The sequence below is a fragment of the Ruegeria sp. CI1 genome (genome assembly GCF_056536925.1).
Map to the genome: position 1 here is coordinate 230,819 of NZ_JBQFQP010000001.1, position 16,206 is coordinate 247,024.

The 16,206-nt window shown below is 59.2% G+C and carries 11 protein-coding genes; 3 read left to right on the forward strand and 8 right to left on the reverse strand.

The window, feature by feature from the left end:
- Positions 1 to 9: 9 nt before the first annotated feature.
- Positions 10 to 3,054, reverse strand: a complete 3,045-nt coding sequence (locus ACR0LZ_RS01125; RefSeq protein ID WP_480748088.1) for a cyclic nucleotide-binding domain-containing protein — start codon at positions 3,052 to 3,054, stop codon at positions 10 to 12.
- 177 nt (positions 3,055 to 3,231) lie between these two features.
- On the opposite strand from ACR0LZ_RS01125, the gene ACR0LZ_RS01130 reads away from it, so the two are divergent.
- Entirely contained in the window at positions 3,232 to 3,612 is a 381-nt protein-coding gene (locus ACR0LZ_RS01130) for a DUF3307 domain-containing protein (protein ID WP_480748089.1), read from the forward strand.
- Positions 3,613 to 3,622: 10 nt separating this feature from the next.
- Here ACR0LZ_RS01130 and ACR0LZ_RS01135 read toward each other — a convergent pair whose 3' ends face one another.
- Positions 3,623 to 4,093, reverse strand: coding sequence for an Lrp/AsnC family transcriptional regulator (locus ACR0LZ_RS01135; RefSeq protein WP_480747921.1), 471 nt, complete (start codon positions 4,091 to 4,093; stop codon positions 3,623 to 3,625).
- 133 nt (positions 4,094 to 4,226) lie between these two features.
- On the opposite strand from ACR0LZ_RS01135, the gene ACR0LZ_RS01140 reads away from it, so the two are divergent.
- The gene (locus ACR0LZ_RS01140) at positions 4,227 to 7,640 is read left to right on the forward strand and encodes an indolepyruvate ferredoxin oxidoreductase family protein (RefSeq protein ID WP_480747922.1); all 3,414 of its coding nucleotides are present in this window, start codon (positions 4,227 to 4,229) and stop codon (positions 7,638 to 7,640) included.
- 21 nt (positions 7,641 to 7,661) lie between these two features.
- Here ACR0LZ_RS01140 and ACR0LZ_RS01145 read toward each other — a convergent pair whose 3' ends face one another.
- From ACR0LZ_RS01145 to ACR0LZ_RS01170, 6 genes are all read right to left on the reverse strand, one after another.
- Complete coding sequence (locus ACR0LZ_RS01145; protein ID WP_480747923.1) at positions 7,662 to 8,966, reverse strand: NAD(P)/FAD-dependent oxidoreductase; 1,305 nt, start codon at positions 8,964 to 8,966, stop codon at positions 7,662 to 7,664.
- Positions 8,953 to 9,636, reverse strand: coding sequence for a TetR/AcrR family transcriptional regulator (locus ACR0LZ_RS01150; protein ID WP_480747924.1), 684 nt, complete (start codon positions 9,634 to 9,636; stop codon positions 8,953 to 8,955). The genes ACR0LZ_RS01145 and ACR0LZ_RS01150 overlap by 14 nt, the downstream gene beginning before the upstream one ends.
- On the reverse strand, positions 9,637 to 11,157 hold the full coding sequence (locus ACR0LZ_RS01155) for a trimethylamine methyltransferase family protein (protein ID WP_480747925.1): 1,521 nt from the start codon (positions 11,155 to 11,157) through the stop codon (positions 9,637 to 9,639).
- Positions 11,154 to 13,556: a GcvT family protein gene (locus tag ACR0LZ_RS01160; protein WP_480747926.1), complete on the reverse strand. Its 2,403-nt coding sequence runs from the start codon at positions 13,554 to 13,556 to the stop codon at positions 11,154 to 11,156. The genes ACR0LZ_RS01155 and ACR0LZ_RS01160 overlap by 4 nt, the downstream gene beginning before the upstream one ends.
- Before the next feature lie 117 nt (positions 13,557 to 13,673).
- A complete protein-coding gene (locus ACR0LZ_RS01165) occupies positions 13,674 to 14,303 on the reverse strand; it encodes a glutathione S-transferase (RefSeq protein WP_480747927.1) in 630 nt (209 codons plus the stop codon).
- Positions 14,304 to 14,385: 82 nt separating this feature from the next.
- On the reverse strand, positions 14,386 to 15,531 hold the full coding sequence (locus ACR0LZ_RS01170) for an acetate/propionate family kinase (protein ID WP_480747928.1): 1,146 nt from the start codon (positions 15,529 to 15,531) through the stop codon (positions 14,386 to 14,388).
- A 209-nt stretch (positions 15,532 to 15,740) separates the two neighbouring features.
- On the opposite strand from ACR0LZ_RS01170, the gene ACR0LZ_RS01175 reads away from it, so the two are divergent.
- Positions 15,741 to 16,157: a VOC family protein gene (locus ACR0LZ_RS01175; protein WP_480747929.1), complete on the forward strand. Its 417-nt coding sequence runs from the start codon at positions 15,741 to 15,743 to the stop codon at positions 16,155 to 16,157.
- The last annotated feature ends 49 nt before the right edge of the window (positions 16,158 to 16,206 follow it).

Here is a 16,206-nt window from a genome sequence, read left to right on the forward strand (position 1 = left end):
CTCTGTTCGTCAGTTCGAAACGTAACCCGCCACAACCTGCAAAAGCTTGAACGCGGTTGCCGCGTCGTTTTCGACCACGGCCAGAAACTCCTCCTCACCGATCCGCAGACAGGTCAGATTGGTTTCGGCCACCATGCTGAGCGCGCGCGGCTCTTTGCGGATCAGTCCCAGCTCTCCGACCAGCGTTCCAGGCCCGACGCGCGTGATCAGCTGATCGTCGCCGGATTTCTGGGGCAGGTACAGACCTGCCTCGCCTTCGATGATCATATAGGCACCGTCGGTCGGGTCGTCGTCCTTCAGGAAAACGACCTCGCCCGCCTTGGCCTCGAACCAGCGCGCACCAAAGGCCAGCAGGCGCAGCTGTCGCCGGTCAAGCTCGGAAAACAGCGGGGTCTGCTCCAATGCCCTTAGCTTGCGCGTCAGGTCGGCCGAGGCGGCACCATCCTCTTCAACATCCATCGGAGCCTCCTCGCTGATGATCCGGCCTTGCCGAATCTCAATGTGCAAATCAAACGCCTCGGGCGATTTGAAATGGTCGTTGATGTAGATCACAGTGGTATCAGGCAGCAACTCGCGCAGGTTTTTGTATACCGATACCTGCGTATCCATGTCGAAACTCGCCAACGCGCTGTTCAGAACCAGAATGTCGGGCTTTTTGATTGCCGCACGTGTAAAGGCCAAAGGTTCGGCAAAGGCGGCGGGCAGGTTCTGCCCCCCAAGGCTCACCGGCATGTCATAGATCAGCTCAACCACCAGCGGGCGCGCTCCGTTAACCGAAAGCACGTCGGTGATCAGTTTGCGCAATTCGTCGGTGCGCGCGCCACCCACCTGGCTGACCTTGCCGAACATGGCGTTTTCCAGCACGGTCAATCCGGGCGCAAACTCATCCACCCGTAACGGCACAAAGACATCGCGCAAGCTTTCCAGAAGCTTGTCGGAATGGCTGTGCCGCAATTCCAGAATCCGGGATTTCAAACCGTCCGAAAAGGCCGGCCCTATCTGTTCCGCCGAAATTCGGAACGGAACGGCCAGCAGGCTGGCCAACTCGGTATCGTCCAGGGCCCGCGCCCCGGCGCTGCGCGTCTTTTCGACCAGATCCAACGCCGTCTCATAAGTGTTCACCTCCAACCCCAGCTTTCGGAACAGGGGATGGTCGGTGCCGTCCAATCCAAAGATCTGACGCAACATGTCGATCACATCGCGGGTCAGATCGACAAGTATTTCGTCCAGCCCCAGATCCCGCAACTGTGCCAGAAACACCGCCTGGCGCGCCAGAAGTTCCTGTGTGACAGGCACGCGCGGCGTTGCAAACAGCAAGTTCTCGGCAACCGGCAATGCGGGGTTATAGGCGTCGCGGTCAAAGATAAACGCCTGTTGATCCAGCCCGGATTTGCCGATTTCCCGTCTTACGATCGGGCGCAACTCGACCAGCTTTGCCGCCAGTTCCGGATGCGCGCCCTGGTCAAAGACCTGGTCTGCACCCCGTCTGAACAAGGCCCCCCCCGACCCCATCCCCTCGACCAGTCGCAACCACCACGCGCGAAGGCTCGCTTCGTCCTGGAAACCGGCGCGCGCCGGGTCCAGCCATTCGGCGTGAAACGGATCGGCGCTGTTGCCCGCCCGTAGTGTTTCAGCAAAGTCCGGATTCTCTGGCGCGGGTTCGGTCGGCTGAAACCGCATCGGCATCATCACGTTATCGCCGAACGTGCCCTGAAACATGACCGGGCGCGAACTGGCATAGCCGATGCGCGCCGCCACATCCACCTGATGCACCTTGGACAGTTCGTGTCCGCCGATCATGACCTTGCCCGATCCCGGCAGAACCTCACGCGTCAACAATTCGCTGAGGGCCAGACGGTCCTCCTCGCTGGGGGCCGATATGCCAATCACGCCAGCCCCCGGCAGTACCGCATTCATATCATCCAGCACGTGATTGCCGTCCGCATCCCGTACCGAGACATGGTCAAGCACGATATCGCCATTCAGGCGCACGCTCTCCTTAGGTTCGTCCTCGAACAATTCCTCGTCAATCATGCCTGCGGGGGCGAAACGTTCGATCACAACTTCCCAGCGTATCGCCATGTCCTGCGTCTGGTTGTAATAGGTCAGCAACTCCTTCCACGGGCTGGACAGATCCTTGTAAGCCGCCAGTGCCGCGACCAGCGCCCCCAGCGACACCTGGCCCTGCAATACCAGAAAACCGCCTACCGAGTAGAACAGGAACGGGGTCAATTGCGAAATGAAGTTATTGAGAAACTTCATGAAGAATTTTTTCTGATAGATGTCGAACCGTATGCTGAACAGCCGCCCAAGCTGGTCCGAAATCATGGCCCGTCGATACCGCCAGCCCGCATTGCCGCGCAGGGTCGATGCACCGGCCGCGTTCTCTCCGATCTGGGCTGCCAGAACCCGCACCTCCTGTATGCGCTTCTTGTTGAGCAGGTTGATCTGGCGTTGCAGCTTGGGGATCAGCCAGGCCTGCAACGGGATCAGCGCAATGGCCGCAAGCCCGAACCAGAAGCTTTGCAGAAACAGAAAGGACAGGATGGTCAGCATCTGCCCGGCCTGCAGCACTGGCTGGCTGATCGCATCACCCATCAGACCGCCCATCGGCTCGCTTTCGGCGGTGACCATGGACACAAGTTCACCTTGGCTCACGCGTTCGAAATAGGGTTGCGGAAACCTCAAAATCCGGCTGATGAGCTGATAGCGGAACCGCCTCAGCATGCGCTCGCTCAACACGCCCTTCATCGTGTTGATCCGCATTTTCATCAGACCATGCGCCAACACCGACAGCAGAAAGGCAAAACACAGGATCATCAGAAACGTTGTCTGATCGAAGGTGATCCCAAAATACTCGACGGTGGAACTGGCCGCCCCGATCGCGTCGTTGATTATCCGTTTGGGCAATTCGAGTGTCAGATAAAGCAGCGGGAACAACGTGGACGTCACGGCCAGCAAAATCAGCTGATCCCGCTTCGAATACTTCCAGATGAACCGAAATAGCGTACGTTCTATGGGTCCTGCCCCCGATGACAAACCTATTGAAACCACCCAGTGAGACGGTCGCCAACCGTTCACATATTCACGCTATCGCAACCGAACGCCGCAACGCAAATGGAATCCCCCCATTCCAATACACGCACCATTTGCACGAGAGTGTTTGCGCGATACGTATTAACGTCTTAAGCTTGGGTGCAGATTGATATTAGGAGGACCGCCTTGCCTGAAATGACTGGCACGGTACTTTTGTTACTCTGCCTATTGCAGATCAAGCATATGTTTGCTGATTATTATCTACAAACCCCCAAGATGCTGGAGGGCCGGGCAGAGTATTTGCATTCGGGTCGTGCGCAACATGCGGGTGTACATGCCATCTTGTCTGCTGCGATTTTTCTTCTTCTCGGCGCACCTATTATCTTTGCGATAGCGATATCCGCTCTCGAATGGTTCATCCATTTCAACATCGATTTTGCCAAGGCCTATTACTCGGACAAGAAAGAACTGCAACCCAATCAGGCCGCGTTCTGGCGCGCTGCGGGTCTGGATCAGTGCATGCACAACCTGACCTATATCGCCATGGCCTGGGCCTGGATCGTCTGCGCGTGCTAAGGCCCCTCCGCTATTTCTGAACCGGTTTGTTGCGCTTGATTGTGCGCAATACGACATTGGTCTGGGCACTGGCGACGGCGGGAAGCCGGAACAGAAACCCCTCCAGAAACTTGTTGTAGGCAGCCAGATCGGCACACAGCACCCTCAGATGATAATCCGCCTGCCCCGTGGTTGCATAACATTCCTGAACTTCGGGGCTGTTTTCGATCGCCCGAATGAATTCGACGATTCTTTCCGGGTCATGCCGCGTCAGGTGCACATGCACAATCGCTTCGAATGACAAACCCATTGCCGACGGATTAACGACGGCACCGTAGCGTTCGATGATCCCGGCTTCCTCCAGCATTCGCACCCGCCGCCAAAGCGCAGATGCAGACATACCGACCGCTTCGGCCAGATCCGCGTTCGAGATTCGACTGTCCTTCTGCAACAATGTCAAAATGCGGCTGTCTCTTTCATCGAGCTGAAATGAAACGGTCATTTTGTTCGAACTTTCATCATTTTTCGATTATTTCCTCCGAATACCTGTCCATAGTTGACTGTTTCTGGATCAAATTTCCATTGCAATCGGGATAAAATTTCCAGAACGCGCGAAAATTGACAGGACTTCATGGATGACTCGCCACATTCCCGAGTTCCAAACATATCGACTCCAGGACCGCTATGACCTCACAAAAGGCCGCGTCTTTCTGACCGGCACCCAGGCGCTTGTCCGGATCATGATGGATCAGGCCCGCCGGGATCGGGAGGCAGGGCTGGAAACTGCCGGTTTCGTGTCCGGATATCGGGGCTCACCGCTTGGCGCATTGGATCTGGAAATGTGGCGCGCCAAGGAACGGCTGAAACACGACCGCATCACCTTCATGCCAGCCGTTAACGAAGATCTGGGCGCCACCGCGGTATTGGGCGCGCAGCAGGCCAGCCTGGATCCGCAGTGCGAGGTCGAGGGCGTGTTTTCCATGTGGTATGGCAAAGGCCCCGGCGTGGACCGTTCCGGCGACGCGCTGAAACATGGCAACGCCTATGGCTCGGCCCCCAAAGGCGGTGTGCTTGTAGTTGCAGGTGACGACCATGGCTGCGTCAGTTCCTCTATGCCCCATCAATCCGACGTGGCGTTCATGGCCTGGTTCATGCCGACGCTGAACCCGGCCTCGGTCGAGGAATACCTGGAATTCGGCGAATACGGGCTGGCCCTGTCACGTTTTTCCGGCACATGGGTCGGTTTCAAGGCCGTTTCAGAAACGGTCGAAAGTGCCCGTTCGGTCGAACTCCGGCCGGATCGGCAGTTCACCCTGCCTGAGATCGAGTTGCCCGCAAAAGGCTTGCACGTGCGTTCTGCCGACCTGCCCAGCCCCGAGATCGAGACCCGTATTCAAGCAAAACTGCGCGCCGTGCGCGCCTTTGCCGAGGCCAATCCGATCGACCGGAGCATCTATGGCATCAAGAACGCCAAGTTCGGCTTTGTCACCACCGGCAAAGGCCATCTCGACCTGATGGAGGCATTGCGACTACTGGGCCTTGATGAAGCAAAATGCCGGGAACTGGGAATAGACATCTATAAGGTCGGCATGGTCTGGCCGCTCGCCCGTCGCAATGCGCTGCGCTTTGTCAGGGGCAAGGCCGAAGTTCTGGTGGTCGAGGAAAAGCGTGGCATCATCGAAAGCCAGTTCAAGGAGTATTTCTATGACTGGCCGGGTGACAAGCCGCACAAGATGGTCGGCAAGTACGACAGCCATGGCGAACCACTGATCCCCTGGACCGGTGAACTCAGCCCTCTGATGCTGGCCCCCATCGTCGCCGCGCGCCTGCACACCTTCTTCCCCGAGGAAGGCCTGCCGGCCAAAGCCAATGCGCTGACAGCTCAGCCCCCACAACTAGTTAACATCCCTGGCGCAACCCGAACGCCCTATTTCTGTTCGGGCTGCCCGCATAACAGCTCGACCAAGGTGCCCGAAGGATCGACGGCTGCCAGCGGCATCGGTTGTCACGTCATGGCGTCTTGGATGGACCGCCAGACCGTGGGCTATGCGCAAATGGGCGGCGAAGGGGTGCCGCATGTGGTGGCGTCGAAATTCAACGGCGGCAAGCACATCTTCCAGAATCTCGGCGAGGGTACATGGTATCACTCCGGCAGCCTCGCCATCCGGCAAGCGGTCGCCGCAGGCACCAACATCACCTACAAGATCCTGTTCAATGACGCCGTCGCCATGACCGGAGGTCAGCCGGTCGACGGGCCAGTCAGTGTGCATGGCATCGCTCAGACCTGCCGGGCCGAAGGTGTGGAACGGATCGCCATCGTTTCGGATGACATTTCCAAGTTCCACCACGCCGATTTCCCGTCGCAAACCTCGTTTCACGACCGCTCCGATCTGGACCGGTTGCAACGCGAGTTGCGCGACATCCCCGGCGTTACTGTCCTGATCTATGAACAGACCTGCGCCACCGAAAAACGTCGCCGCCGCAAGCGCGGCACGATGGAAGATCCCAGGAGGTTCGCGTATATCAACGATTTGGTCTGCGAGGGCTGCGGCGATTGTTCAGTCGAGTCGAACTGCCTGAGCGTCGAGCCGCGCGAAACCCCCTTTGGTCGCAAGCGCAAGATCAACCTCAGCACCTGCAACAAGGATTTCTCGTGCCTGAACGGGTTCTGCCCCAGCTTTGTAACCGTCGAAGGCGCCACGCGTCGGAAACGTACGGTTTCGCTAGATCTCGCGGCGCTGGAAACCGGCTTGCCAACCCCCGACCTGCCTTCCCTCGCCCAACCCTTTGACCTGCTTGTCACCGGTGTCGGCGGAACAGGAGTGGTCACTGTCGGCGCCTTGATCACCATGGCCGCGCATCTCGAAGCCAAAGGTTCATCCGTTCTCGACTTCACCGGGTTTGCGCAGAAATTCGGAACCGTACTCAGCTATATCCGCTTGGGCACGACACCCGATGCGCTCAATCAGGTTCGCATTGATCAGGGTGCGGCCGACGCGGTTATCGGTTGCGATATCGTGGTCAGTTCCGCCCCAAAGGCCTCGGCGCATTGCCGTCCGGGTACGCAGGTGGTGCTGAACCGCGCCGAGATGCCGACAGGCGATCTGGTCTTGCGCCGCGATGCGCAGCTCAACGTCGGCCAGCGCGAGGCCGCCATCCGCGCAGCGGTTGGCGCAGATCACGTCACTGGATTTGACGCCAACGCCGCAGCCGAAACGCTGCTGGGAGATGCGGTTTTTGCCAACGTAATGATGTTGGGCTTTGCCTGGCAGAAAGGGCTGGTGCCGGTGACCGAAGTGGCGCTGTCGCAGGCCATCCTGTTGAACGGGGTCGCGGTCGAAAAGAACCGGCTTGCCTTTGCAATCGGTCGTTGCATGGCCACCGATCCCACGCGGCTGAACGGCTATTCCGATCCTCAGCCCGAACCGGATACACTGGATCAGATGATCGCCCGCCGCGCCGAATTTCTCACCGATTATCAAGACGCCGCCTACGCAAGAAAATACACTGCCCGTATCACGGATTTACGCGCCGCCCTCTCTGACGCGCCTGATCCCCTGATCCGCGCCGCTGTGCACAACCTTTTTCGCTTCATGGCCTATAAGGACGAATTTGAAGTGGCCCGTCTGATGTCGGGTCAGGCTTTCGCTCGCGAACTCGGCGAACAGTTCGAGGGTGACTTCAAACTCCGATACCACATGGCCCCGCCTTTCCTGAACCGGCGCACCGACAATCGCGGGCGGCCCGCAAAACGCTGCTATGGGCCGTGGCTGAAGGCTGCTCTGGGTGTACTGGGCCGCATGAAACCGCTGCGGCCGACGCCTCTCAACCCGTTCCGCTATCATTCCGAGGCCCGGATGCACCGTGAAACGCTGGCATGGTATCTTGACCTGCTCGACCGGGCGCAGGCCGGTTATTCGCCGGAGCGGGCCGAGGATTGGACCGCAGTTCTGACTTGCGCCGATGAGATCCGTGGATATGGCCCGGTACGCGAAGTTGCCATCCGAAAGGCGCACGTGGCAGCCGACGCGGCGCTGGCCGGATTCTAACCCCCTGCTCGGGACAAACTGTCAGCCCAGGACAGAGAAACTGCTGTCCTCGTTGATCGGGCGCTTGCGGGAATAGAACCCAACGTCAATGGTCCGGCCAATATACGGCAGTACAAATTGCAACGGCTGGGCGTCGTGATCGCCTCCTCCTTCGCAATACTCGACCAGCGCCGCCATCATCTTGCCCGCGATGGGCGCGTTCTTGTACTGGTTTCCACTGGTTCCGCAGGCCATATAGAACCCAGGCAGGCTCGACCTGTCATAAATCGGTATCCAGTCAGTGGATGCATCATAAAGGTCGACTACCCCCCGCATTCGCGACGGAATGCCCAAAGACGGCACCCTTTGCGCATACCGCATCGCCTGCGTCCGCCACTGTTCGGTAAAATCGCGGTCATAGTGTTTGTCATCATCGCACCATTGGTGCGGGTCGCATTCCGGATCTTCCGAGCCGACGAGGATGTGGTTTCCATGCTCGGGCCGGGCATAACAGGCGATGTCGCTGTCGGATACGATCATGCCCTGCTCTTGGAAATCGTACCCTTCGGGCGCGGGAACATGCACCACTTCCTGCCGCAGGGGGCGGGTTTCAATTGTCATGTCGTCGATCACGCCCGCCATCTGGTTGATGATCGACGACCCGGGTCCGGCCACGTTGATTACTACCGGTGCATGTATCTCGGCCCCGGTTGCCAGCCTGATACCTGCAACGCGGCCTGCTGCCTGCAAAACCTCGGTCACTTCGACTCCCGTCTGCACCTGCGCCCCGTGCAGTTTCGCAGCCTCCATCAGGTTTTGCGCGCTCAGCGCAGGGTCGGTGACATACCCCGCCTGCGGCCAAAGAACCGCCCCCCCAAGACGCTCGCCATTGGGCTGCCCGAACTGCGGGTCGTCCAGGCGGCGCGCAGGCGCATAGCTGTTCAGATCATAGATGGGCAGCTTGTCCTGTATGCCGGCGGCATCAAGTTCTTCGAACGGACAGCCTAGTTCGGCACTGAACTGCATATGCCTGGCCAGATGCCCGTTGGCCTCGGTCTTCATCACCAGACACCCGGTCTGACGAAACTGCGCCAGATCGGCTCCTTCCGGAAGACCCAGATAGTCGGCCCAGTCGCGCCAATAGTGATACCCCTCCCAGGCGAATGCCGTGCCGTCGAAGGTGGAATAGTGCATCCGGATGATGGCACAGGACCCTGCAGTCGACCCGTGGCCGACCTGAGTATTACGGTCCAGCGACAGCGTTTTCCAGCCTCGTTTGGCCAGCTCGAACGCGACCGCCGCGCCGATGACACCAGTCCCGATGATGATTGCGTCAGGATTGTTCATTGTCCTGTCCCTCCCAAATTCTGCGGGCATAAGCGCTGAATTCCTTGATCTCGTCCGGCCTTGCCTCAACCCCGGTGAAGGCAAAAAGATAGTGCGGCACTAGCGCCAGCCGGGCCTCGTGCGGTTCGTTCAACTGCGCCAGATCGTATCCCAATTGCATGTAGTACAGAACCCGGGCGCGTGTCTTGGCCTCCATGTCCTCATAGCCGAACCGCGCGAACATCGCCTGCAGCGCCGCCAGCCGCCGCGCGTCGGACTGATCCAGTATGCGGCGTACCTTTCCCGACCGCCGCGCCCAGTCCCGCACGGCAAAATCCAGCGCCGTGTCAAACAGGTTTGGATTGACCACACAGCGATGCACATTGCAGACGGCCGCAGTGATGGTGTCCGCCGGGGTATCGGCCTGCGCGATCATGGCCGCGGTATTGGTCGCCTGCCAGCGCGCCAGCAGCGCATCCAGCAATTCCTGCCGGGACTTGAAATACCAGTAGAACGAGGACCGCGACACCGCCATTCTTTCGGCCAGGTTCAACACCTTGACCTGTTCGACACCGTCAGACACGAGAACATCCATCGCGACGTTCAGCCAGTCGTCGCGGGTTACCTTGATGTTTCCGACCAGCGGTTCGGCATCCGGGTCGTCGCGGTGCAGGATCGGTTTGGTGCTCATTCAACTCTCCGGTGGCGCGCCGCCTTCAGCGGTTCGGCGCGCGATGAATTCCTCAAGCTCGGCAATCCGGTCCTGATCATGTGCCGGTGCCCGAAATGTGTCGACGATGTTCTGCCAGATGCCTGTCGCGCGGTGATTGGCGTCAATTGCACCCCGCTCGGTCCATGTTCCGAAATTCGACCAGTCGCCCACCAGCGGTTCATAGAACTGGGTCTGATACCGCTCCATCGTGTGCGCGGCACCAAAGAAATGCCCCGATGGCCCCACCTCGCGCAGCGCGTCCAGTGCAATATCGGCATCCGTCGCCGTCGTTCCGGCGCACAACTCGGCCACCATCTGCAGAACTTCAAGATCGGTGATGATCTTTTCGAACGACACGGTAAGCCCCCCTTCGAGCCACCCTGCCGAGTGGATCACCACCGTCGCCCCTGCCATCAGGCAACCCCAAAGCCCGAACTGCGTCTCATTTGCCGCCTGTGCATCGTTGGTATTGGCCGCACTTCCACCGGCGCAACGCCACGGCAGGCCGATCTTGCGCGCCAGTTGCCCGGCCACCAGTGATGCCGTGAAATGCTCGGGCGTTCCAAACGCAGGCGCGCCCGACTTCATATCCACATTACTGGTGAAAGTACCGTAACAGACCGGCGCACCGGTTCTGGCAAGCTGTGTCAGCGTGATCGCTGCCAGCGCCTCGGCATGGCTCAGCGTCATCGCCCCCGCCACGGTTACCGGAGCCATTGCGCCCATCAGCGTAAACGGAGTGACGATCGACATCTGGCCCGCGCGCGCAAAATCGATCAGCCCCTGCGCCATCGGCATATCTATTACGCGCGGAGAGTTGGTGTTGATGATCGTATAACACCAGGGCTGGGCCGCGAATGCCTCCTCGGACAGCCCCCGGAAAGAACGGACCATCTCGAACCCGTCCTTCACCTGCGGAGTGCCACGTGAATAGATGAACGGCACCTTGTCACTCAGCGTCAGTTCCGCCTGGGTCATCGCATAGTGGCGCAGGTGCATCGGAACATCCTGCGCCTCGACCAGTGGCGGGACCATGTGCAGCACGTCGAAGCTCTGGGTGATCTGCACCATCTCGCGGAAATCGCGCAAGGTGCCGGGCCTTCGCCCGCGCACCAGATCGGTGGCATGCGGCGCACCCGCGCCCGGCTGAAAGATCAGCCGCCCCAGCTCCATTGTCAGATCCCGCTCGGCCACCCCGCCCTTTACGACAAAAGATCTGGGTGCGGTGGCTAACGCTGCCTCGACCATGTCGCGCCCTATAAAGACCATTTCGTCCCGGACCCGCGCGCCGCCTTGTCGGAACAATGTACGGGCCTCGGGCAGCAGAACCTTGATCCCGATATCCTCCAGCACGGTCAGCGAAGCCTGATGCAACGCCTCGATCCGGTCCTCGGTAAAGGCGGCCATTGGCGGAAACGGGTTGCGCAGGTTGCGATAGTCCACTTGCCGCCGCGTCGTACCTGCCGCCGCTTCGCGCCCACGCCTGCCGCGCCGGGTCATGACCGCATCGCCCTGCCTTGCGGATCATATGGTGACGGGGCAATCACGCGCGCCGGACGTTCGACACCCACAACATGCACCGAAAGCTCGGTTCCCGGCTCAGCCTTGGCAGGATCGACAAGGGCCATCGCCAGAGACCTGCCAAGATAATGACCATAGCCGCCCGAGGTCACGAACCCGACCCGCTCGTCAGCCGACCAAACCGGCTCATACCCGCTGGCATCGGCGTCCAGCGCGTCGATCTCCAGCGTCACCTGCACCTGCGCCGGGCCATTGCCGTCGCGTTCGGCCTGGGCCGCGGCCTTGCCGACGAATTCCTTGTTCCAGTCGATCCAGCGATCCATTCCGGTCATGCCCGGCGTATAGGCTTGGGTAAACTCCGCCGACCAGATGCCAAAACTCTTTTCCAATCGCGTCGAGAGCATCGCGTTGAAACCGCACTCGCGGATACCCTCATCGGCACCGGCGTCCAGCAACATCCGCCGCAGTTTGATATGATCGCCATAGCGGCAGTTGATCTCATATCCTTTCTCGCCGGTCACCGACATACGTGCAACACGCGCCCGGACAAGGCCGATGTCGAAATCACCGCATCCCATGAATTTCAGGCCCGAGATATCCTGTTCCGCCAGTTTCTCGATCACCTCTTGCGATTTCGGTCCCACAAGGCCGAACCCGCAAATCTCTTCCCCCAGATCACGGATCGACACGCCGTCCATCATATGATCGTTGAACCAGCGCATATGCCAGGCGCGCAGGTAATAGCTGCCCATGATCCACCAGGTGCCATCGCCCCAGTTCAGCACGGTCAGGTCGCCTTTGAGACGCCCGTTCTCACCCAGCATCGGCGCCAGTTTGGCACGTCCCGGGGCGGGCAGTTTCGAGGCCATCATGTTATCCAGCCACGCTTCGGCATTTGGGCCGGAAACCTCAAAGCGGGAAAAGCCCGAGATATCCAGCAGGCCCACGCCCTCCCGGATGGTCCTGCATTCAGCGGCCACGATGTCATGCGCGTTCGAACGTTTGAGAGTTGGCGTTTCCTCGAACCCTTTGGGCGCGAAATACAGCGGCACCTCCAGATCCCAGCTGACACCCCATTTACATCCGGCCTCGGTCATCGCGTCATGCGCCGGAGCCATCTTCAGCGGGCGACCCGCAGGCAATTGCTCGTTCGGGTAGGTCATCACGAAGCGGCGCGAATAGAACTGGCCAGTGGTTTCACGGATATACCGCTTGTTCTGTGCGAAATCACCATAGCGCGCCACATCCATCGGCCAGGCGTCCGCTTCGGGCTCGCCGTGGATCATCCATTCGGCCAGTGTTTTCCCAACGCCACCACCTTGCAGGAACCCGGCCATCACCGCGCAGGCGGTCCAATAGCCGCGCTTGCCCGGAACCGGACCAACCAGCGGGTTACCATCCGGCGAGAACGTGAACGCACCATTTACCCATGTCTTGATGCCCACGTTCTGGATAGACGGATACCGCTCAAAGCCCAATGTCAGTTCGTTCTCGATCCGGTCAAGCTGTTCCTGAAACAGTTCCTCGCCATAGTTCCACGGCGCACCATCCATCGCCCAGTGTTCGTGATCGACCTCGTAAATGCCGACCAGAACACCCTTCTGGTCCTGCCGCATATAGGTGAATCCTTCGAGGTCCACGGTCATCGGCATCTCGAAATCCGCCTGCGCAACTTCTGGCACCGTGTCCGTGATCAGATAGTGGTGCTTCAACGGTGAGACTGGCAGCTCTACCCCGGCCATGCGACCAACCTGCTTGGCCCAGAGCCCGGCCGCGTTGACCACATGTTCACAGGTGATCGTGCCCTTATCGGTCACAACCTGCCAGCCGTCATCGGTCTGGATCAGCTCTTCGACCTTGGTTTCCTCGAAATATTCGGCACCACGTTTCCTGGCGGCTGTCGCATAAGCCTGAACAGTGCCAGTTGTATCAATGTAACCTTCACGATCCGCCCACATCGCGCCCAGAACGCCGTCGGTTGACATGATCGGGCAACGCCGCTGCGCCTCTTGCGGGGTCAAAAGCTCGCAGTCGTCAATGCCGATGGACTGGAAGATGCGGTAGTTGGCCTGCAACCACTCCCAGCGTTCAGGCGTACCGGCCAGCGTCAGGCCGCCAGTCATGTGCAAACCGATATTCTGGCTCGATTCTTTTTCGATCTCACTCAGCAGGTCGATCGTGTAGGCCTGCAAGGAGGCCATGTTTGGATCCGCGTTCAGGGCATGGATGCCGCCTGCCGCGTGCCATGACGATCCCGAAGCCAGCCGCCGCCTTTCCAGCATAACCACATCCGACCAGCCAAATTTGGCCAGATGATACAGAACCGAAGCGCCCACGACGCCGCCACCGATGACCACGACACGATACTGGGATTTCATCGCCTTTTCCCCTCGAACAACTCGCAGAGGACGCTAATGGCACTGTTCACTTCTGTCTAGACAAATATGTACAGTTCTGACGGCGGATATTTTATGACTACAACTCAATTAATTACACTAGATACTTGCGCTTGAGCGGCCCCTGATATTTTCGAACCACGTCAATGTGGCGAAGTTTTCTTCGGGGATTCGCAGTTTGATGACTCGTGCGAAGTCCACAAAAACGAAGGTCGTGATATCGGCCAGAGTAAAATGGCTGCAGGCAATGAAAGGGCTGTCTTGCAGGCGTTCTTCAAGGATGTCGAAAAAGCGCCTGGCCCTGTCCAACCCTCTTTCCGCCAACTCCGGTATTTGCACATAGTTCCAGGGGCCGGGCACCGCACGATCAGCAAACGCCGGATGCGAGTTGCGCAATGCCTCGCCGATTGGCAAACCGCCCTGCTGTTCAACCAGTGCATTCCACATCAGCACCAGACCCTTTTCCTCGGGAGTGCGCCCCATCAATGGCAGTTCCGGAAACCGGGCTTCCAGATAGGCCGCAATTCCCAGGTTCTCGGTCAGAACCGTGCCATCGTCCGTCACCAGAACCGGTACTGTCGCCCTTGGATTGACCGCTTTGAACGCGTCACTCAACTGCTCGCCCTTGGCGATGGAGATATCGCGGGTTTCAATATCCAATCCCTTTTCAGCGATGAACATCCGCGCGCGGCGAGGATTGGGGGCGGTCGAGCAATCGTAGAACAACATGAACCTGGCTTTCGTGTCTGAATGTTTGCCAGCCGCAAAAACCGGCTGACCGCCGGCAGGGTGCAATTCCGTCGGCCGGTGTTCAACCCATCGCCTTGAAAACCGCGCGGGCGATGACGCGTTCTTCGTCCGTCGGGATCACCAGAACCGGCGTTTCACCGCATGATATCACCGTCGAATTGCTGTCATTCGCCTCGGCATTCACCTTGAGGCCGAGATACTCCATGCCTTCCAGAACCCGCTCCCGGATCAGTGCGGCGTTCTCACCGATGCCACCGCAGAACACGACGGCGTCAAGACCGCCCATCACTGCTGACATTGCCCCCAACTCACGCTTGATGCGGAACACGTAATAGTCGATCGCCTCCTGTGCCCGGGGATCGTCATGCATCAGCAAAGTGCGCATGTCGTGGCTGATTTCACTGAGGCCCAGCAGGCCGCTTTTTTTGTAAAGAATATGGGTGATCGCCTCGACCCCGTGGCCCTGCGCCATAAGATACAGCAGCACGCCGGGATCAAGCTGGCCGCACCGGGTGCCCATCGGCAACCCGTCCAGCGCGGAAAACCCCATGGTCGAACCGATGCTCTTTCCATTTACGACCGCGCACATCGACGCGCCATTACCCAAATGGCAAATGGCAACCCGTCCAACCGACAGATGCGGATAGTCCCGTTTCAGCTTGCCGGTGATATAATCATAGGACAGCCCGTGAAACCCATAGCGTCGCACGCCCTTTTCATAAAACCGGCGCGGGATCGCAAAGGCGTCGTTCACAAATGGATGGCCGAAATGAAACGAAGTGTCGAAACACCCGACCTGAACCGCGCCCGGATAGGCCGTTCTTGAAGCAAGTATCGCCGCAAGATTATGCGGCTGATGCAGGGGCGCAAGCGGTTCAAGCGCCTGAAGTTGCTCGATAACCGTATCAGTCAACAAGGCAGGGCCGTCAAAAGTGCGCCCACCATGCACGACCCGGTGACCGATGCCGGTAATCTCCATGTCCCCCAGCAGTTGGTCGACGTGCTCTAGAATTGCGCGCACCGCCGCCGCATGATCGGCCGGTCCGATCTGGGTGGCTTGCCGCTTGTCGCGCTTTAGCACGAGTTGCGCGACCGGCCCCAGATTCTCGACCTGCCCCCGGTGTAGCAGCGTAGGCTCCTTTGCGGCCAGATATACCCCGAACTTGATCGACGAACTGCCCGCGTTCAGTGTCAGGATCGCACTCATTCCATCTCTCCGGCTGTCCTTTCGGACTGTAGGAGCCGTCAAAGTGAAACGACAACCGGTGAAATGCCGCAGGCCGTTCCACTGACCGGCACGTCTGCACATAGTGTGGCTCAGCACAGAACTTTGTCTCAATGCGTATGATGTCCCGAGGCCTACCGCAATTCAGGAGAATTGCTACAGTATTAAAAACACCGAAGGGAACACATTGAATGATTGCTTACGTCACCGTCGGTGCCGATGACATCGCTCGCGCCAAACAGTTCTACTCAGCATTCCTGACGGCCCTTGGATACGAACTGGATGAGGGCCCCGAGGGCCTAAGCTACGTATTGCCCGTACAATCGGGGCAATCTCCCGTTCCGCCTGATTTCTACGTCAAACCAACCTTCGATGGGTGTCCGGCCTCGGCCGGCAACGGATCCATGGTCGCGTTCGAGGCGCGCAATCAAAAGCAGGTTCGTGACCTGCACGCCGCTGCGCTTGCCGCAGGCGGGTCCGATGAGGGACAGCCGGGCTTTCGTGCCGCATATGGGCCACACTTCTACGTTGGCTACCTTCGCGACCCACAAGGAAACAAAATTGCTCTCTTCTCCGACGATCCCGACGAGCCGGGGCGCGACGGATAGCATTGGCTAAATCAGTCCGACGGGCTTCGCTCAGGCGATGAATTCTTCG